The sequence below is a fragment of the Nocardia sp. NPDC055002 genome, from assembly GCF_053608825.1.
On sequence record NZ_JBSGWE010000002.1, the window covers coordinates 960694 to 979361 of the forward strand.

Annotated in this window: 13 protein-coding genes; 4 read left to right on the top strand and 9 right to left on the bottom strand. The window is 64.8% G+C overall.

The features are described 5' to 3' along the window. Positions 1 to 42 precede the first annotated feature (42 nt). Genes ACWF99_RS11715 through ACWF99_RS11735 form a run of 5 tightly spaced genes read right to left on the bottom strand, consistent with a single transcriptional unit; the run spans position 43 to position 5682 of the window. Positions 43 to 864, bottom strand: coding sequence for an SDR family oxidoreductase (locus tag ACWF99_RS11715; protein ID WP_378654239.1), 822 nt, complete (start codon positions 862 to 864; stop codon positions 43 to 45). Continuing rightward, complete coding sequence (locus ACWF99_RS11720; protein WP_452535821.1) at positions 861 to 2063, bottom strand: cytochrome P450; 1203 nt, start codon at positions 2061 to 2063, stop codon at positions 861 to 863. The genes ACWF99_RS11715 and ACWF99_RS11720 overlap by 4 nt, the downstream gene beginning before the upstream one ends. Continuing rightward, positions 2053 to 3621: a bifunctional 3-(3-hydroxy-phenyl)propionate/3-hydroxycinnamic acid hydroxylase MhpA gene (mhpA, locus tag ACWF99_RS11725; protein WP_452535822.1), complete on the bottom strand. Its 1569-nt coding sequence runs from the start codon at positions 3619 to 3621 to the stop codon at positions 2053 to 2055. Before mhpA ends, ACWF99_RS11720 begins: the two co-directional genes overlap by 11 nt. After that, the gene (locus ACWF99_RS11730; protein WP_452535823.1) at positions 3611 to 4549 is read right to left on the bottom strand and encodes a fumarylacetoacetate hydrolase family protein; all 939 of its coding nucleotides are present in this window, start codon (positions 4547 to 4549) and stop codon (positions 3611 to 3613) included. The genes mhpA and ACWF99_RS11730 overlap by 11 nt, the downstream gene beginning before the upstream one ends. Continuing rightward, complete coding sequence (locus ACWF99_RS11735; RefSeq protein ID WP_452535824.1) at positions 4546 to 5682, bottom strand: VOC family protein; 1137 nt, start codon at positions 5680 to 5682, stop codon at positions 4546 to 4548. Before ACWF99_RS11735 ends, ACWF99_RS11730 begins: the two co-directional genes overlap by 4 nt. Before the next feature lie 150 nt (positions 5683 to 5832). Here ACWF99_RS11735 and ACWF99_RS11740 point away from each other — a divergent pair, with 150 nt between their 5' ends. Continuing rightward, on the top strand, positions 5833 to 6498 hold the full coding sequence (locus tag ACWF99_RS11740; protein WP_452535825.1) for a TetR/AcrR family transcriptional regulator: 666 nt from the start codon (positions 5833 to 5835) through the stop codon (positions 6496 to 6498). A gap of 885 nt (positions 6499 to 7383) precedes the next feature. Here ACWF99_RS11740 and ACWF99_RS11745 read toward each other — a convergent pair. From ACWF99_RS11745 to ACWF99_RS11755, 3 genes are all read right to left on the bottom strand, one after another. Beyond that, the gene (locus ACWF99_RS11745; protein WP_452535826.1) at positions 7384 to 7794 is read right to left on the bottom strand and encodes a DUF4189 domain-containing protein; all 411 of its coding nucleotides are present in this window, start codon (positions 7792 to 7794) and stop codon (positions 7384 to 7386) included. 293 nt (positions 7795 to 8087) lie between these two features. Beyond that, positions 8088 to 8849, bottom strand: coding sequence for an SDR family NAD(P)-dependent oxidoreductase (locus ACWF99_RS11750; protein ID WP_378627990.1), 762 nt, complete (start codon positions 8847 to 8849; stop codon positions 8088 to 8090). A 44-nt stretch (positions 8850 to 8893) separates the two neighbouring features. Next, a complete protein-coding gene (locus ACWF99_RS11755; RefSeq protein ID WP_378627991.1) occupies positions 8894 to 10675 on the bottom strand; it encodes an acyl-CoA dehydrogenase in 1782 nt (593 codons plus the stop codon). A gap of 169 nt (positions 10676 to 10844) precedes the next feature. Here ACWF99_RS11755 and ACWF99_RS11760 point away from each other — a divergent pair, with 169 nt between their 5' ends. From ACWF99_RS11760 to ACWF99_RS11770, 3 genes are all read left to right on the top strand, one after another. Beyond that, positions 10845 to 11459 carry a TetR/AcrR family transcriptional regulator gene (locus ACWF99_RS11760; RefSeq protein ID WP_452535827.1) on the top strand — a complete coding sequence of 205 codons (615 nt, stop codon included), beginning with the start codon at positions 10845 to 10847 and terminating at the stop codon, positions 11457 to 11459. Between the two features lie 359 nt (positions 11460 to 11818). Beyond that, positions 11819 to 13258, top strand: a complete 1440-nt coding sequence (gene proS / locus ACWF99_RS11765) for a proline--tRNA ligase (RefSeq protein ID WP_378628363.1) — start codon at positions 11819 to 11821, stop codon at positions 13256 to 13258. 730 nt (positions 13259 to 13988) lie between these two features. Further along, entirely contained in the window at positions 13989 to 15137 is a 1149-nt protein-coding gene (locus ACWF99_RS11770; RefSeq protein WP_452535828.1) for a peptidoglycan-binding protein, read from the top strand. A gap of 52 nt (positions 15138 to 15189) precedes the next feature. On the opposite strand, the gene ACWF99_RS11775 is transcribed toward ACWF99_RS11770, so the two are convergent. Beyond that, entirely contained in the window at positions 15190 to 18540 is a 3351-nt protein-coding gene (locus tag ACWF99_RS11775) for a DUF4185 domain-containing protein (RefSeq protein ID WP_452535829.1), read from the bottom strand. Between the last annotated feature and the right edge of the window lie 128 nt (positions 18541 to 18668).

Here is an 18668-nt window from a genome sequence, read left to right on the forward strand (position 1 = left end):
CTCAGGTCGCGGCTGGATGGGATCTGCCTCGGCAGGGAACGCCTATGGCGCACGTCGGGTTCGCACGGACCCGACGCCGTATGTCTTGGCCATGACGGCCTCGATTGCTCTGCGCGGCAACAATCTGCGGGCCAGGAACACTGCCGATGCCTTGCTGCCGACGGCATAGAGAGGCAACGTCTGCTCGGCTTCGACAGCTTCGAGCACAGTGCGGGCGACCTCGTCCGCCGTAATTCCCTGAGCTTCCTTCGCGTCGAGGACGGCGATCGCCGAGGTGAACTGTTCGACGTAGGGGGAGTCGCTGCTGATGTATTTGGTGCGGCGTCCGGACAGTCCGGTCGCGATGGAACCTGGTTCGACGGTGGTGATGTCGATTCCGTACGGCTTCAGTTCATACCGTGCGGCGGTCGCGAAGCCTTTGAGGGCCGCCTTGGTTGCGACATAGGACGATCGGTAGGCGAGGGGGAAGCTCGCGAGCATCGAACCGATGTTGATGATCCTGCCACGACGCTGCTGTCGCATCCCGGGCAATAGCGACTGAGTCAGTTCGATGGCACCGAAAACGTTGAGCTGGAACAACCTCCGCACCGCATCCATCGGTAGCTCTTCGAGCGGTCCGCATTGGCTCTCACCGGCGTTGTTCACCAGGACATCGACAGCCAGGTCGTCGAGCGCGTCGATGAACCGGGCGATCGAGCCACGATCGGTGAGATCCAGGTCGCGGTAGTCGACGCCCGGCACGGGATCGGCCACGGTCGAACTGTCGCGGCTTGTCCCGAGCACGCGGTAGCCGCGAGCGACCAAGGCGGTGGCGACAGCCCGTCCTATTCCGGAGGACGCCCCGGTGACGATCGCTGTCTTCATGCCGACTTCCTGTCTGCTGGGACGAGCTCGAGAGGAAGCTGTTCCAGTCTGCGAATGATGTTGTTGACGGCCCACTTCGGTGTGCCGACCAGCTCGATACGTTCGACACGATCGGCCAGTGCCCGCAGAATCGAAACGGTTTCGAGCCGTGCCAACGTCCGGCCCGCGCAACCGTGCACACCCCAGCCGAAGCCGAGCTGGCGGCTCGCGTCGCGGGTGATGTCGAAGGACTCGGGGTGATCCCATTCGGCCGGGTCCCGGTTGGCGGAAGCGAAGAGCACCAGTACGCGGCTTCCACCCGGGATCTTCACCCCACCGATGTCGGCATCGCGTGCGGCCGTGCGGGAGAACGCGCGCAACGGCGATTCGATCCGCACGACCTCGTTGACGGCATGGGGTATCAGTTCCGGATTCGACCGCAAGGCCTGCCACTGCCTGGGGTGCTGTGAAAACAGGTAGAGCGCACTCGAGATCGCGCCGATGGTGGTGTCCAGCGACGGGGCCAGGTAGTCGATCATGAGCGCCGGGCACGACTTCTTGTCGATCCTGCCCTCGTCGGCGGCGTGGAAGACGTCACTACCCATGCTGTCGTCGAGAACCGATCGATCGCGCGCGACACGGCGGGCGAAGGCCAGCATTTCGGCGGCAGCCTTCGCCGCACGGACGGAGTGCCGGTTGATCGGCCCCATCGAGTCGAACGTCGCACTGGCCCAGCGCAGCAGGTCCGCGCGCCCGTCGTGTGGCCAGCCGATGAGGTCCGGGACCACCGAAAGTGGCAGTGCGGTCGCGAGATCGTCGACCCCGTCGATGCGGTTGTTCGTCAACGCCGTGTCCACGACGCTGTCGGCGAAGCGCTCGACGGTATCTGTCATTTCCCGAAGCGCCCTCGGCGTCAGTCGGTGCGCGAGAACGGACCGTTTGGTGGCGTGCTCTTCTGCGTCGCTGTTGAGCGTGGTACCCCGGCCGAGGCGGTTGGCAACGCGGTTCAGCGACACCCCGTTACCCGAGACAAAAGTCGCGTCGTCGCGGAGCACGGCCTTGCACTCGGCGTATCGGGAGATCGCGAAGACGCGTTGGCGCGGTAGCCACACCACTGGGCCGGCCGCGCGTAATGCCGCATAGTGCGGGTAGGGATCGAGGATCGCCTCGGTATCGAAGAGGTTCTCGCGATATCGCGGGATGGAAATGTCAACCGCCATGGGATCTCCTGTGCGTGGAATCGGTGGTCAGAGCGGGGCAGCTCGGTACACGGGTGTGTAGGGAGGGGACTGATCGGGAGGTCGCCAGCACGGTTTTGTCCGGTCGCACGATCGCAGCCGTCGCGCGTCCGCGGCGCAGCCATTCGCCGAGTTCGGAGGATGCCGGTACCGCCAGGATCGCGGCGCCGCGCCGGTCGAGTTCGGTCCGCTGTTCGCGGGTGAGCGGGGTGGCCGCGAGGAAGAGAAAGCGCCCGTTGGCGATCTCGTCGACTCGCGTGCCGTCTTCGACAACGCAGTTCGGACACAGCGAGCCGGCTAGGTCGAGCGGCCGAAAAGTCTGTCGCGCAACGAACATCGACTGGGAAAGGCGCGGTGTGGCGCTGTCGGTCACCTTGGATCTGACGACCGGAACGTGGCCGAGGAGTGGCCACACCCGCTTACGGATCACCTCGCCCGCCGCCGCGGCACTCGTCATCGCCCATCCGACAGCGACGGCCAGGCCGATCATCGATGCGACGTGCGGTTTACGTTCGGATTGATAGGTGTCGAGTGCGTCGTCCGGCAGTTCCGCGCTCATGACGGCGACCAGTTTCCAGATCAGGTTCTGGGCGTCACGAAGACCGGCGCCCATGCCCTGCCCGATGAACGGCGGGGTGAGGTGCGCGGCGTCACCGAGTAAAAAGATCCTGCGGTCCCGCCATCGGTCGACTACCTGGGCGCGAAAGGTGTACGCGGTGGACCGGATCAGCGTCAGTTCGGGACTTCTTACCTCGCGCAGCCAGGGGGACAGGAGCGGCTCGATGGTGTCGAGCGTGGCGAACTGGTCCGCGGCTTCGTCGTCGCGGAGGCGGAACTCCCAGCGGTAGCGTGATGCGCCGATGCGCATGTACGTCGCGGCGCGTTCGGCATCGCATACCTGGTGCACGCCCTCCCACTGCCCGAGATCGGCGTCGGTGGCGATGTCGACCACCAGCCACCGCTGTTCGAAACCCCGGTCGCGCATTCGCGAACCGATCGACGCGCGCACGACACTGTTGGCGCCATCGCAGCCGAGGACGAAATCCGCTGTGACAGCGCGTCGTTCACCTGTAACGGCATATCGGTAGGTCACGCGAGCGCGATCACGCAGGTTCGCCACATCGAGCACTTCGCACCCACCGCGTATCCGCACGCCCTGCGCCGACGCCAGCCTGGACCGCAGCACCCGCTCGAGATCCGGCTGGTCGAACATGTTGGCCAGCGGGAACCCGTGCGGCATCCGGTCGGGGTCGCGGTCGAACTCCGCGAGCGTGGCGATCGCGGAGTCGACCAGCCGAAGGCCGCGGCCTGGCCGGGAGATTCCCGCGAACTCGTCGCTGAGTCCGAGATCGGCCAGAATGCGGTACACCTCGTCGTCGAGATGCACCGCTCGCGGCTGCGGGTACACCTCGTCCCAGCGATCGACGATCAGGCACTCGATGTCGTACCGTGCCAACAGCAACGCCGCGGTCATACCGGTCGGGCCCGCCCCGACGATCACGACCGGGTAGTGCTCGACCCGGCCTCTCTCAGCGCCCATACCGCACCGTCGTGCGCTGAATGCCGAGGTCGAGTGCGCCGTCGGGTGTCGAGGCGGTCAGCTCCACCACATCGCCGTCTTGTAGATAGCGCGGGTTCGACGCCTGCTTGTTGAAGAAGATCTTCCACTTGAGCGCGGGCGGTATCAGCGACCCGAGGATCTCGATGGGTTTGGCGGGAGCCTTCAAGGCCGTTCCGCCAGGAGTGCCCGTCAGTAGTAGGTCGCCCGCGTCCATGCGCTGGAATCCGGTGAGAGCGCGCAGGGTTTCGAGTGGGCCGTAGATCATGTCCGCCACCGTGCTGTTCTGGCGCACTTCGCCGTTGACACGCAGTGTCAGGCAGAGGTCGCGGAATCTGTCGAGCTCGCCCGTCTCCAGCAGCAGCAACAACGGGCCGACCGGTGTAAATGTCGGATACGACTTGCCCTCGTAGAACTGGGTTTTGGGCAGTTGGATGTCGCGGGCGGACACATCGTCGGTGATGGTCAGTCCGGCGATGAAGTCGCCGATGTTCGACTCGTCGAGTTCGGTGCCAACGGGCAGCGTCGCACCGAAGACGAGCCCGATCTCGATCTCGTAGTCCAGCAATCGCACGTGCGCCGGTTTGACGATGTCGTCCTCGGGACCGCTGATGGACCCGGAAGACTTGCGAAAAAACGTCAGCGGCACAGTCGCCGGGTTCATCCCCGAATCCTGCACGTGCGACACATAATTGGTCATCTGCGCGACAACCCGACACGGCGCTGTCACCGGGGAGACGAGCGCCAAGGTCTCCACGGGCGTAGTGTCGCTGCCGCCGCGCGCCGCGTCGATCGCGGCTCGGTCGGCCAGGAGTTCGCCCGTGGTCGTGGCGGCGGTGTCGATTCGGACAGCGCCGTCCGGGGTCAGGACCCACCACGCGTCGGCGGTACGCAGCACGGAAATGCTCATGAGTTGGCTACTTTCAGCAGGCCCCGCAAGCGCTGGGCGTCGAATTCGTTGTCTCGGTGCAGTGAAGAGAAGATGGACCCGAGTTCCCGCAGCGATCGGCGGCCCGGTGCTGTGCCGAGGAAGTCCTTGGTCGCCGGTGGGCCCCACTGCGCCAGGCCCGAGGCCGTCATCGGCGCCCAGCCCGGTTCCAGGGAGCTGTCGAACAGGTCGCCGTCGCTGAAGTGCTCGACGAGGAAACCGTCGGGATCGCGCCAGTAGTCGAAGATCTGACTGCCCTGGATGTGTCGTCCGATGCCCCAGGACCGGCGATAGCCGCGTTCGGCCAGGAACTCGCCGCCGGCTGCGAGCGCGTCCAGGTCGCACACCTGATACGCCGAGTGCACGTACTGGTCCGAGGGGCCGAGTGTCATAGCGAGGGTGTGATGGTCGGTGGGTGTGTTTCCGCGATCGCAGCGGATGAAGGCCATCACCGGCCCGCGTTCGCGCTGCCCGTCGTAATACAGGAAGTCGCTGACGATGAGTCCGAGATGCTCGAGATACCAGTTCAGGTTCTCCAGGTAGCGGGTACGAGAGAGCACCACATGGCCGAGCCGCTGCACCCCGGCAGGCACGCGCGGTGGCCGCCGCGTCGCATTGATCCGGGCGGCGGACTCGCCGATGTTGAACGGATGCGCGCGCTGGCCCGGCAGCTGCGGCAGCGGGCGCGCGCCGGCCACCACGCGCACGGTCTTGCTGCCCGGATCGTGCAAGGTGACGCCGATGCCGCCGATACTTTCGGGCAGGCGCTCCACGCGATGACCCGTCACCTCGGCGAGCCTGAATACGTCGGACTCGTCGGCGGCCAGGAAGGCGGCGCCGACGAACCGGGTGCGATCTCCCTTGCGGATGATCACGCACGCCGTGCCCGTCTGTGTGCCACGCAGGTGGATCTCCTCCGAGGTGCGGTAGGCGACAGAGAACCCGAAGGCCAGCGCGAAAGCCTCGGCCTTCAACAGATCGGGCTTGCGGAACTCGAGCCAGGCGAGGTCGGCGACCTTGATGATCGGGTTGCTGAAACGGCCGGGGTGTTCGCCCGGCAGGGCACCCTGATCGACGTGCAGGTCGCGATGTGCGTCGCTGCGGACCTCCGACATCTCTCGACTCCTTTTTCGTGCGCGGCGACTTTCTGACGATATCGTCACCTATGACCATATGGTCAGTCAAGGGTTCTGAGGGAGTCGTCAGATTTGAAGGCGATTAAGATCGCGGCAGCTGAAACCACTGCCAGAAGGTGACTAACGAAAATGTCCGCCATAGCGAACAGGCTCGAACGCCGCAAAGCTCGCACCCGCTCGGCTCTGATCGCCGCTGGGCAACGCTTCATCGCCGAGGGCAGGCTCAACGCGCCCATCCTCGAGATAACGCAGGCCGCGGACGTGGGAATGGGCTCGTTCTACAACCACTTCGACAGCAAGGAAGAACTGTTCGTCGCGGCGGTCGACAGCGCGTTGGAGTCGCTGGGCGACTACCTCGACTCACTCACGACCGACCTCGCCGATCCCGCGGAGATCTTCGCCACGTCCTTCCGGATCGTCGGCCGACTGTTTCGGCTACAGCCTGATCTCAGCCGGGTCCTGGTCAACTCCGGCGCCTCGCTGATCGAATCCGAGCACGGCCTCGCGCCTCGCGCCGCACGAGACATCGCCGCCGCGACACGCGCGGGACGCTTCACCGTCGAAGACACCGATCTGGCGATGGCGCTGGTGGCCGGATCGCTGCTCGGCCTCGGACGCCTGCTGCTGCAGCAACCCGACCGCGATTGTGCTGTGACCGTGGACGAGATGACCGTCGGAATACTTGTCGCACTTGGTCTCTCGCGCGACGATGCCCAAGAATTATGCAGTAGACCAGTGTCATTGGATGGCGAGACCGGGCCGACGTTCCGAGCTGATACTGCGACACGGCAATGACATCGAATGCCGGGCGCGGCCGACGGGTGACCGCTGACAGGGCCTCGGCGGGGTCAGGCTAGAACGCGGTGGCCTCGCACAGATTCCTGCTTCAGGACCGGGACAGGCGGAGGTGACCCGAGGTCAACAGCAGCGGCGCGGGCATCCTCGTTGTGAACATGATATTGGGGTTGCGGGCGAAATACCGTCGACCGCGCAGGCCGAATGACGGTCAGACGCCGCAGGTGGGCTGGCGTGGAGTCGACCGGTATCGGTGGCTTTGATGCGACCGGTCCGGCGGATGTGCTGCTGCGATCTGGACCTGGTCGGGGCACTGCGCTTGCTGTGTCGCCGCTGCCCGGTGGCGGGCTTGTGCGACTAAGAGTTCGTTGAGGATGGAGGACAGTTCCACGGACGGCTCTACGCCCTCGCTGATCAGTTCCGCGATGGCTTCGACCCGCAGCAGCCGCGCTCGCGTATAAGCGGAAAGCAGTGGTTTCGGTTGTCCACACCCAGTAGGTCGTTGGCGAGCCGGCCGGTCCGGTCGCCGAGCAACCTGCTCGATCCAGCACGTCTCGAGGTTTCGTGAGCGACTAGGTCACCGATCGACGGCCGGACAGGTCAGTAGCGCCGCCGGCCTGAGTTCCGCCGCGTGACGATCACGTTCTGCTCAGCACGACCACGATGCTCCGGGTGGTAGCGGGACAAGCCGACTATGCGAGCAGGCGTATTTGGGGCCGCTCGTCCGTCCACCAGATGAGGAAGTCTGTGGTGGCGCCTTGGGCGGGTCATCTACGCCGATCTGTTCGATGACGATCTGGACCTTTCGCCACAAGGCGAGTGCGCTACCTCTGAGCTAAGGGGGTGTCAGCCCGACATTTTGTCGAGGACCGTGCGGGAACTAGATCAAGGCCGGGTGCAGGCGTGGTCGCGATTGAACGAGCCGGCGCTTCCGGTGCCGGTGGGGAGGTTGCGGGTGGCGTCTGCGTATGCCTCCCCTGGGGTCGCCCCTTTACCGAAGCCTACGATCGGGAACCCTGCGACGATCGCGAGCGGACTCGTCACGACTGCACCGCAGCCGTTCGCGAATGTCACTATCATCCGGCAGTCGATGATGCCTTGACCCTTGCACGCTCGGTCGGCGGCTTGAATGGCGTCGGCTTCCGTCGGGTGGTTGACCGAAAACGCGTAGACATTGCCCCACACGCTGAGGGAAACGGCGCCCCAGGTGACCGGGTCGGCGACGGCGGGCGGTGCCGCGAGGACGGCAGCGGCGCTCACCGAGAGCGCGGCGACCGCAATGGACTTGTTGAACATGTGGTGTGTGCTTCCTCTGCGCGCCGACCAGGTGCGGCGATCGCATGGAAGATACCGCAGCGCATGGACGCGAGGTCGCCCCAAAAGTCTTGGGGTCACGGCAAAGACCGTCACGAACTACGCCGTTCGTGACGGATCTGCCGAAACCGATCGATCAGTCCTTGTTCCTCGGGGAGCATGGCCCTTCTGCCGGGTCGACCTGCCAATGGCAGGAAGTGGAGAGGATGGGTTGTTGCCTGCCGCCGCGCAGCGATCTGCCAGGGGAGAGAGTGCGATGCTCGGGGTCGGCGAGCTCAGGTGATGGTGACGCCGCCGTCGACAGCGATGGTCTGCCCCGTCACGTAGCCGCCGGCGGCAGAGGCGAGCCATACCGCGGTTGCCGCGATTTCCTCGCCGTGGCCGTACCGCCCGAGAACGACCCGGGGCATCAGGGACGCGGCGTAGCCCTCGTCGTAGGTGTCGGTCATCTCGCTACGGAAGAACCCGGGGGCCAGCGCATTGACGCGAATTCCCTTGCGGGATCCCCATTGCTGGGCCAGATCCCGTGTCAGTCCGATGATGGCGGCCTTGCTGGCGCTGTAGGCGGCCTGTGGCAAGCCCGCGGTGGTGAGTCCGAGAATGCTCGAGATATTGATGATCGAGCCGCCGGCCGGCATGACGCGGCCGCAGGCTTGCGCCATCCAGTAGGAGCCGTGGAGGTTGACGTCGATGACCGCGCGGAACTGGTCGGGGGTCTCCCGGGTCGCCGGGTGGGCGGAGGCGACGCCGGCGTTGTTGATCAGGACATCGACGCGACCGAACTCCGAGATGGCCGCGTCGACGACAGCCTGGCACTGTTCGGGTGCCGAGACGTCGGCGGGAACGACGACAGCTCGTCGACCGGCTGCACGCACGGATTCCGCTGTCTCGGTGAGCTTGTCGGCACGGCGGGCCGCGAGAACGAGGTCGGCGCCTGCCTCGGCGAACCCCTGAGCGAATGACACTCCGAGTCCGGACGATGCGCCCGTGACGATGACGACCTTGCCGGTCATGTCGAACATTTCGAGTAGGGACATCGAATTCTCCTGGGACGTAGTCGAGGTGGTGCGGTGAACGAGGCTCACAGCCAGGTCGGGTCGGTATCGAGGGTGGTTCGGTCGAGCTGCGCCAGCAGTGTCAGCTGCGCGGCGACCTTGGGCAGTTCATACCGGAAGAAGTACTGCGTCGCGACGCGTTTGCCGTCGTAGAAGGCCCCGTCCAGGTCGCCGACAGCGAGCAGCTGGTCGAGCCATATCCAGGCGATCACGATGTGCCCGGCGGCTTCGAGGTAGATGCTCGCGTTGGCCAGCGAGGCGGCACGGTCGTCGACAGACCAGATCCGTGCGGTGACCGCGACCAATTGATTCAGCGCCTTGCCCAGATCATCGGCATAGGTGGACAGCGCCGGCGCGGTGGAGGCGCGGTCGATGGTGTCGCTGATGGTGTCGGCGAGCAGGGCCAGGCCCGCACCGTCGTGCATCGTGACCTTGCGGCCCAGCAGATCCAAGCCCTGGATACCGTGCGTCCCTTCGTGAATGGGATTCAGCCGGTTGTCGCGGTAGTACTGCTCGACATCGAACTCTGTGGTGTAGCCATAACCGCCGTGGACCTGGATCGCGAGACTGTTCGCTTCCAGACACCACTGTGACGGCCAGCTCTTCGCGATGGGAGTGAGGACATCGAGGAGAAGGTTCGCTCGATCGCGCTCGGGCCCGGTCGTTGTAGCGGCTTCGTCGACGAGTTTGCTGCAGTAGAGCCCGAGAGCCAGCGCGCCTTCGACGTAGGACTTCTGGGCCAAGAGCATCCGTTTGACGTCGGCGTGTTCGATGATGGCGACGGGCTTGCTGTCCGCGGCCGAGGCAGCGTCATCGATCGCTCGGCCCTGGACGCGAGTGCGCGCGTACTCCAGGGAGGCGAGGTAGCCGGCGTACCCCAGCGCGGTGGCCAGTAGGCCCACACCGATGCGGGCTTCGTTCATCATGTGGAACATGTAGGACAACCCGCGGTGCTCGGTGCCGACGAGGTAGCCGACCGCGCCGGATTCCGGAGTGGGGTCGAAGGTTCCGTCTCCGAAGTTGAGCAGTGCGTTCGTGGTGGCGCGGTTGCCCATCTTGTGGTTGAGGCCGACCAGTGCGACGTCGTTGCGCGTTCCGTCGGCGAGATACTTGGGCACGATGAACAGCGAAATGCCCTTCACCCCTGTTCCGCCACCGGGAACTTTGGCCAGCACCAGGTGAACGATGTTGTCGGTCAGCTCGTGGTCACCCCCGGAGATCCACATCTTGGTGCCGGTGATCCGGTAGGTGCCGTCCGGCACCGCGACGGCTTTGGTGGTGATGTCGGCCAGTGACGACCCGGCCTGGGGCTCGGACAGGCACATCGTGCCGGTGAAACGACCGTCGAGCATCGGCCGGACCCAGGTATCGATTTGCTCGGCGGTGCCGTACTCCGCCAACAGACTTGCATTGGCGGCAGTGAGGAAATAGTAGGAGGACATCGCCGCGTTGGCGGCTTGGAACCAGGTCATCGACGCGCGGTTGACGACAGTCGGCAACTGCATGCCCCCCAAAGCTTCGTCGAACGACCCGGCAATGAGCCCTGCGCTGCGGAACTGGTCGAGGCCGTCGCTGATCTCGCTCGGCAGTACCACCTGGCCCGCTGCACCGATGTACGGCGCGTTCCTGTCGCCCTTTTTGTTGACCGGCGCGAAGCACTTCTGGGCGATGTTCGCGCTCAAATCCAGTACCGCGTCGAACGTCTCACGTGAGTGGTCGGCGAAGCGTTCGCGAGTAGTCAGTGAGTCGACCTCGAGCCACTCGTAGAGCAGGAACTCCAGATCGCGGCGGGACATCGGTGTGGACATGACATTTCCTCAGGGTGTGTGCCGGACGGGACAGGGTGAGGTCACTTGGTCGCGGTGCTGTGCGATGAAGCAAACGAATGGCTATGCGATTGCATAGTTTCTATACGATCGCATATCCTGCGTGGAGGAGGGCGACATGTCAACCCCATGGACCGAGAGGCGGAGTCCTGTGGACGTATCACGATCAGCGGTGCGCGATGAACTAGGTACCTCCAAGGCGTCCGCGCGGATACGCGCCGCGGCCATCGAGGTCTTCGCTGCCAAGGGATACGGTGCGGCCGGTACGCGCGAGATCGCCGCCAGTATCGGCTTGAGTCCCGGAGCGGTGTACCCGCACTACAAGACCAAAGAAGCGCTTCTCTACGCCATCAGTCTGGAAGGGCACAGTTCTGTTCTGGACGTGGTCACCGCCGCCGCACACGCCGGGGCTTCGGCAACTGAGCGGCTGATATCGACGGTGAACGCTTACGTCATGTGGCACGCCGACAACCACACCGGCGCGCGCGTTGCACAATACGAACTACGCTCGCTGTCGCCCGAGCACTTCGCCGTCATCGCTGAAATCCGCCGGTCGACGTCTCGCGTATTCTCCGAGATCATCGAAACCGGCGCTGCGGCAGGTGAGTTCGATCCCGTCGATGTTGGGGTTGCAACGCTGGCAATCACCTCACTCGGAGTCGATGTCAGCCGATGGTTTCCTTCCAAGACCTACTCCGACGCGGATGTCATCGCTGCGGGATATGTCGAACTCGCCCTCCGCATGGTCGGAGCGCGGAGGTCTTGACTCCGCTCCAGGCGTTTGCCCGAGCGGGTCCATCCCGGTAGCGGTCCGGGAGATGCCGGATGCCAGGGCACTCGTTGAAGTAGGTTTGGATCGTCTCGCGCCGCGGGTCAGCACCTCGCGCGCGTAGCAGGCGAATCGCCCCTACTGGGTCGCCGCTGGTGGCCGTAGCTGCCCAGTAGGTCGCTGGCATCCCTTTCTCGGTCACCGCGTCGATGTCGGCTCCGGCGTCGAGCAGACGCTCGATCGTCGCGACCCCTTCTATCCCTCGCGCGGCCGTACTCGCTTGGCGCGAAATCCGCAGGTCCGCTGGTGAACCGGGACCAGTAAATTCGCTGGTGGGGGGCGTTAGCCTTGTCGGTATGGCACGGGATGAGCGCGGAGTTACCGCCCAGAGCGAAGATTTCTCCATCTGGTACAACGACGTTGTCTTGAAGGCTGCCCTTGTCGACCGCGGACCGGCCAAAGGCACCATGGTCATTCGACCGTACGGGTACAGGATCTGGGAACTGCTACAGGCCGAGCTCGATCGGCGTATCAAACAGACCGGTCACGAGAACGCCTACTTTCCGCTCTTGATTCCCCAGTCCTACCTCGAACGTGAAGCCGACCACGTCGAGGGATTCTCGCCTGAACTCGCGGTGGTCACGCACGCGGGCGGCAAGGAGCTCGAAGAACCACTTGTCGTGCGACCTACTAGCGAGACGATCATCGGCGAGATGATGGCGAAGTGGATCAGCTCCCATCGCGATCTGCCGTTGTTGCTCAATCAGTGGGCCAATGTTGTTCGATGGGAGATGCGCCCGCGAATGTTTCTGCGCACGACGGAATTCCTGTGGCAGGAAGGCCATACCGCGCACGCTGACGAGGCGCAGGCTCGTGTCGAGATGGAGTTGGCGCTCGGGATCTACGAGACCGTTGCCCGGGAGCTGGCGGCGATGCCGGTCGTGCCGGGTGAGAAGACCCCCGGTGAACGCTTCGCGGGCGCTGTCGAGACGATCACGATCGAGTCGATGATGCGGGACGGCAAGGCGTTGCAGGCCGGGACCTCGCACTACATGGGCACCAACTTCGCGCAAGCATTCGGAATCCGGTACGCCGCCTCCGATGGGCGAGACACATTCTGCCACACGACATCCTGGGGAATGAGCACCCGGATGCTCGGCGGCGTCGTGATGACCCACGGCGATGACCGCGGCCTGGTGCTGCCGCCGCGCCTGGCGCCGCACCAGGTCGTCATCGTGCCGATCATGCGCGGTGATACCGCGGCCGCTGTCGTCGCGGCCGCCGATGAACTGGCAGGCAAGCTTCGGTCCGCTGGGGTCCGCGTGTACGTCGATGATCGGGACCAGACGCCGGGCTGGAAGTTCAACGAGTGGGAGATGCGCGGTGTCCCTGTGCGCGTCGAGCTCGGCCCGCGCGATCTCGCTGCCGGGACAGCGGTGATGGTTCGGCGCTTGGGGGAGGAGGGAAAGCAGTCGGTCGACTTGGTGACCCTGCCTGACCTCATGCCTGGGATCCTCGACGATTTCCAGGCGTATCTACTCGCTCGCGCGACCGCGTTCCGCGAGGAAAACACCATCGCTGTCGACGATTGGGCGGCGTTCGAGGCGGCCGTCGCGACGGGTTGGGCGTTGGCCCTGCACTGCGGTAAACCACAGTGTGAGATTGACATCAAGGCCCTCACGGCGGCGACGCCGCGGTGTGTGCCGCTGGCCGGAGACGCCGAAAGCGGCCAGTGCGTTCGTTGTGACGCACCGGCGTCCTACGGCAAACGGGTGATCTTCTCCCGGGCCTACTGAACCCACTAGGGCGGCCACCCCCGCCTTACACGGCCAGCGCGTGTGACGAGAGCGGTTCGATATACATGGGCATACGGCCTCGGCCTGGCACGAATCACCTCGGGCACAGTGACCTGCGACGGCGTAGTCCCCACGACAGGCCGCGGCATCGCCATCGCCCTCAACCAAGCCCTGATGGACGACCGCTACCACGCAGGCTCCCGCGCCTTGGATGCTGCCGCCTGCTCGGCACCCTAGGCCTGTGTCGAAGTCCCATCCGGTGCCTCCGACCCGATGATCGGAGCGTCCGCTGGGCTGATCGGAGAAGATCCACTGGTCCTAGGCGTGAGTGTCGCGAGTTCACATGTCAGCGGCAACGTTGATCACACTGTGCCGCAGGCAAGTTAGTTCATAGCAACAAATCGGTCTCGACCTCTATCCATCAGTCGAACTTGGGTGGATGATGGCCGAGAGGCTAGCTCTCGATCTCCGCCCAACTTTTCTGGTCCCTCCCCTTAGGTGCGGACTGCCCTTACAGAGGGCGTGCCGGTCACATTCCTTCGTTCGATTTCGTGAGTTCTGCGCGTGAGCCGATCAGGTTCCCGAGTCGGCCTCATTGCGACATCAGGTTGGAAAGGTCTCCGATCGTGGCGATCAAGCGATGGCGAAAGGTCGTGACCGGACCGCTGCGCACACAGGAAATGTGCTGCGTCGACAAGTTCTCCGGAGATCTGCACGATCTGATCCGGCTGTGTGGGGCGTGCGCCATGATGAAGGAGATCAGGGTGACAGGTCTCGAGCGCAACAACGGCGGGGTGTTGCCATTGAGAGTCGGCGGGCTGGTCCGATGACCGTGGTACTCAGGCCCGGAGATCGTGGAGACCTCGTCGGGGTGCTCCAGGCGACGCTGAACCGTGACTACCCCCTCTACTCCAGATTGGTCGTAGACGGGGAATACGGCCCAGCCACGGCCACGGTCGTCGCGGAGTTTCAGCGCCGGGCGGGACTCGATGTGGCCGAACCCGGCACGGCCGACACAACGACATTGCGCAAGCTCGGACTGAACTTCGACCGGCTTCCACCAGCCGGGACCCTGCCGTTGTACTACAGTTTCGCCGGCACGTGGGGCCATTGGAGTCAGGGACCACCGTTCGACGTCGGCTCGGCGCTCGAAGGCGAGCGCCGGGTCCGCAATCAACCGGTCGCGTACCCCGCCAGTGGATTTCTCAATCCGGACCCGCACACCAGCTACCGGGAGTCGGTCGCGCTCGGCGTCGGGGAGGGGATCAGGCTGATCCTGCTGAATCCCGGCCCTTTCATCCTCGCGGGATACAGCCAAGGCGCGGAAGTTGTGGTGCGGCTGATGATGCTCATGACGGACGGCGGGCCGCTCGCGCACCGAGCGGACGATCTGCGGCGCGTGATCACCTTCGGGTCGCCGTGCCGTCCGCCGGGACGCACGCTGCTGGGTAACAACCCGCCGGGGGCCGGAATCTCCGGCGACTACACGCCCCAGGAATTCCGCGACCGCACCTTCGATTTCGTGCTCGACGGTGACATGTATGCGACGACGACTAACGACACGCTGCTCGAGCAGTTCTACGACCTACTCGTCCACGCGGAGCTGACGGTGCCGTTTGCGGTTGCGGTGTTGCAGTTCCTGCAATCGAACATCCTCGGTGGTGGTCTCGGTGGCCCGCTCGGCAATGTCGGCCGAATGACCGTGCCGACGGGACTCGGTGGCGTCGACTTCGTCAAGGCCGTCCGAACCATGCAGGTCGTCTCCGAGTTCCTGATCCGTAATCCGCATGTTCACTATCACGATTGGCCGGACTTCGACGGCCACACCGGAATCGAGCGCGCCAAGCAAGTCCTCCGCGACATCACGTCGCCCGACTAGCTGAAGTCGGACCTGCTCATAACCTGGTGGAAATACTCGCCGATCCCGCCAGCTATCGGACGGGAATCTTGAAGTGCATTGCGCGGTAAGGCCATCCTTCGGTGGTCTTCCACTGCGACACCAACAGGTGTAGGCCGGCGTCGAGGGTGGATCCGGGGATGATGCACGGGCCGTAGAGTTGCGCGACCCTGTCATTGCCCTCTTCTCCCCATGCCGACCCGCGAATGGGTGTCGTCTTCGGCACCAGGTAGAGGTTGTCGGTGGGAGTGTCGAGCAGACGCAGGTCGATATCGTAGCCACCGGTGGTGGAGGCGTCGAAGTTGACCAGAGCCCATTTGTTCTGAATTTTGCGCAGGCACATCTCGCCGAACTTTTCCGCGGAGGGCTGGCTTTCGAGTACCGGTGTCGGTGGGTTTCCCCAGTTCCAGCTGCCGTCGCGCCAACCCCAGCCGATGTATGCGCCGGGGTCGGTGATCCGGTCCTGGCGGACGCGGCGCAGGATGACCCCCTTGTCGCGTTGGAATCCGGTGGAGAAGACGTACACCCACCCGTCGTCGTCGCGTTCCCAGGTCCACAGCTGCGCGAACCCGTTGTGCAGGCCGGCGTCGAACTGGGCACCGGTGTGCCGCCAGGACTTTCCGTTGTCGCTCGACGTCCAGATCTCGGTGCGCACCACGTTGCCGAGGCCCTGGTTGATCATCACGTGCAGGTAGATGTCCTGGCCGATGGTGATGACGTCGGAGGGCAGCGCCGTCGTCCCTCCCTCGTGGTCGTAGGGCCACAGTTGCTGGGCGTAGTTCGGAACCGGTCCCGCGGCTTCGTGCCACACGATTCCGTTGTCCAAATTCGTTGTGTCGGAGTACAACGCGACCGGCGAGCGCCAGTCGTCACTGCCGACCATCGGGTCGCGGAAGGTATCGCCGAAGACGGCGAGAATCCGGCCCGAGGGTGTACGGGTCATCACCCCGAGATCGGTTGCGGCCATACCGAACTGGTCGGTGTGGCCGGGGCCGGTCGCGTTGGTGATCTTGCGTGTGCCGGTGGGGACGGCAGCGGGGGCAGGCAACCGCCAGCCGTCCTTGATGACGCCGTACCACTCACCGGCGTAGACATGGCCGGTGACCGGCCAGCCCTTTGCCTTCTGCATCGCGGTCGCAGCGTCGCGGGTGGCGTCGTCGTACACGCTGGTCTGTGCGATTCCGAGGGCGGCCTGCCAGCGGCGCAAGCCGTCCTTCGACGCTTGCGGCTCGTTGCCGAACCTGTTCGACCACGACTCCTGCGGCCCGGACAAGGGACCCCAGTAGTGCCCGTTCGGAAGTGGGAAACGGTCCGGGTCGTCGGGGATGCCCGCGTATTGCTTTGCCGCGGCGAGGACGACATCGTAGGGAAAGGTGTCGGGGACGTCCCAGTGGGTGCCGTCCTTGAAGCCCCTCAGTTTCACGGAACCGTAGGTGTAGTTGTTGTGGCTGGAGACGCCGTGCATGTCGTTTCCGACACCGGCGATGTCGACCCGCTCGATCGGGATGTGGTGTTCCTCGGATATTTTGGCGATGGTGAAGGCCACCATGTCGAGCATCTTGTCGTGCTCGAGCCACACGGAGCGCTGCTTCGGGTTCGATTCGACATTGGGGCTTGGACTGGTGGTCCACCGTGGAATCGCGCCGGAGGTCCCGACGAGGGCGATATGCACCGAATCCTGGTTCTCGTCGTTGACGCCGCGCACCGGAACGCTCCAGGAGGCGTTCTTCGTGGAGACTGTCTGGATGATGTGGTTGTCGTCGACGATGTAGTGATACGACCCGTCCTGCCTGGCCGCTTGACCGTCGGCGACGTTTTCGGCGCGGCTGATCCAGTCCTGATTCTCTGTGGTGTGCAGGTAGATCCGCTTGTATGGGCCATGCCCGGAGCGGGAGCCCGGCCCGGCGTGCCAGGCGATGTCGTAGCCGTCGGGTTCGCGCACCGAAATCGGGCCGGGAACGACGATCGGTTCTGGGGTAACGGGCTGGGCGGCGTATTGCCATTGCCCGAAGTCGGCGGTGAGGGTGTCGTTGACGTCGACGTTGATCCCAGCGACCTTGACGTTGTCGCGCGGGTGAATGAGCCGCTGGAACAGGCAGGCGTGATCGGAGATCGTGCCAAGCGGCCTACCGCCCAGCCAGGTGTTGGGTTGCCACAGGAACCGTTTTCCGCTGCCGTCGCGGCACGTGCCGACGACGTCGTCCTCGACTGCCCAATCGCACGCCAGGTATTTGCAATACGCGCCGACGCGCTCCTTGCCCAGCACCGACGCCGCGCCGCGCAGATAGTGGGTGGCCATGCTGTTCCACTCGGACAGCGACAGATCGTCGTCGATGGAGAAGAAGATCGGAGCCTCGGCCGGGCCGCCGCAGTGCCGGTGCCACGCGTCGGCGGCCTCGGCGTCGGCTACACCGCCGTCGAACCCGCGGCGCCAATCGGCAGTGGCGTTCTTTCCCTTTTGCCAATTGCTGACAAGGGGCATCTTCAGATCGAGATACCCTGCGGCTTCCTCGGGAGTGAGTTTCTTGTTGATCAGGCCGCGTTCAGGTGAGTCCACCAGGTAGCGAACAGCCCCGTGGTATCCGTCGGCCTTCACTGCCTGCGCCCCGGGGCGCGCCGCGGCGTGATCGACCAGCTGCATCCTCGATGGACGCTCCCCGGGCGAGGTGCTGGTGAATCCCGCCCGCCAGGTCGCCGGGCCGATCAGTCCATCAGGGGTGAACCCATTCGCGAACTGAACCGTACGCGCCGCGTCGGCGGTTGTCTGGTCGTAAACACCGGTCTGTGGCAGGCCCCGCGCCTGCTGCCAGCGCTTCAAGCCCGCAATCCACTCGGGCCGTTCGCTGCCGTGACGCCCGGAGATCGACGAGGCGGGGCCCTCCAGCGGTCCGTAGAAGAACCCTCGCGGCAGTGGGAAGGCCTCCGGGCTCGACCCGTCGATACCGGGGTCGGGTTGCGTGCCGGGGTCGACTGCACCCTCGAGGAAACGCTGCGGATTCCTCGGTTCACCGCCGATGCGCCCGGGCGGGCCCCACACCTCGAAATGCAGATGCGGACCGGTCGATTGGCCCTCCGACCCCACACTCGCGATCTGTTCGCCCTCCCGGACCCGGTCGCCTTGCTTCACCAGAATGCTCGCATGACGCATGTGTCCGAAGATCAGATCAACACCGCGGCTGTCCTGTGCATCCAGCCACACCCAGTTTCCGAACCCCGACACCGACCCCGGTGGGCGTTCCGCACCCTCGACGACCACACCGTCGACCGGTGCGAAGATCGGTGTGCCTGCCGGTGCGGCGATATCGATACCGTCATGGTCAGGTCGGTCCGGCGTTCGAAAACCCGACGAAATCCGGAATGTGCTGTGCACTGGCCTGGTGGTCATGGAAGCCTCCTCGCTTCGTCGGTACAACGGGCTGGCCACTGTTCGAGACTCTGATTGTCGTAACCAGCGGCGATGATCACGCGCGTAATCCACTACTCGACTTCTTCGGCGGTGGTGTCATGGCGCCA

Coding starts and splice junctions, on each gene's coding strand:
- ACWF99_RS11715 (WP_378654239.1), bottom strand. CDS start 864: ATGAAGACAGCGATCGTCACCGGGGCGTCCTCCGGAATAGGACGGGCT.
- ACWF99_RS11745 (WP_452535826.1), bottom strand. CDS start 7,794: ATGTTCAACAAGTCCATTGCGGTCGCCGCGCTCTCGGTGAGCGCCGCT.
- ACWF99_RS11720 (WP_452535821.1), bottom strand. CDS start 2,063: ATGGCGGTTGACATTTCCATCCCGCGATATCGCGAGAACCTCTTCGAT.
- ACWF99_RS11775 (WP_452535829.1), bottom strand. CDS start 18,540: ATGACCACCAGGCCAGTGCACAGCACATTCCGGATTTCGTCGGGTTTT.
- ACWF99_RS11730 (WP_452535823.1), bottom strand. CDS start 4,549: ATGAGCATTTCCGTGCTGCGTACCGCCGACGCGTGGTGGGTCCTGACC.
- ACWF99_RS11750 (WP_378627990.1), bottom strand. CDS start 8,849: ATGTCCCTACTCGAAATGTTCGACATGACCGGCAAGGTCGTCATCGTC.
- ACWF99_RS11755 (WP_378627991.1), bottom strand. CDS start 10,675: ATGTCCACACCGATGTCCCGCCGCGATCTGGAGTTCCTGCTCTACGAG.
- ACWF99_RS11735 (WP_452535824.1), bottom strand. CDS start 5,682: ATGTCGGAGGTCCGCAGCGACGCACATCGCGACCTGCACGTCGATCAG.
- ACWF99_RS11740 (WP_452535825.1), top strand. CDS start 5,833: ATGTCCGCCATAGCGAACAGGCTCGAACGCCGCAAAGCTCGCACCCGC.
- mhpA (WP_452535822.1), bottom strand. CDS start 3,621: ATGGGCGCTGAGAGAGGCCGGGTCGAGCACTACCCGGTCGTGATCGTC.
- proS (WP_378628363.1), top strand. CDS start 11,819: ATGGCACGGGATGAGCGCGGAGTTACCGCCCAGAGCGAAGATTTCTCC.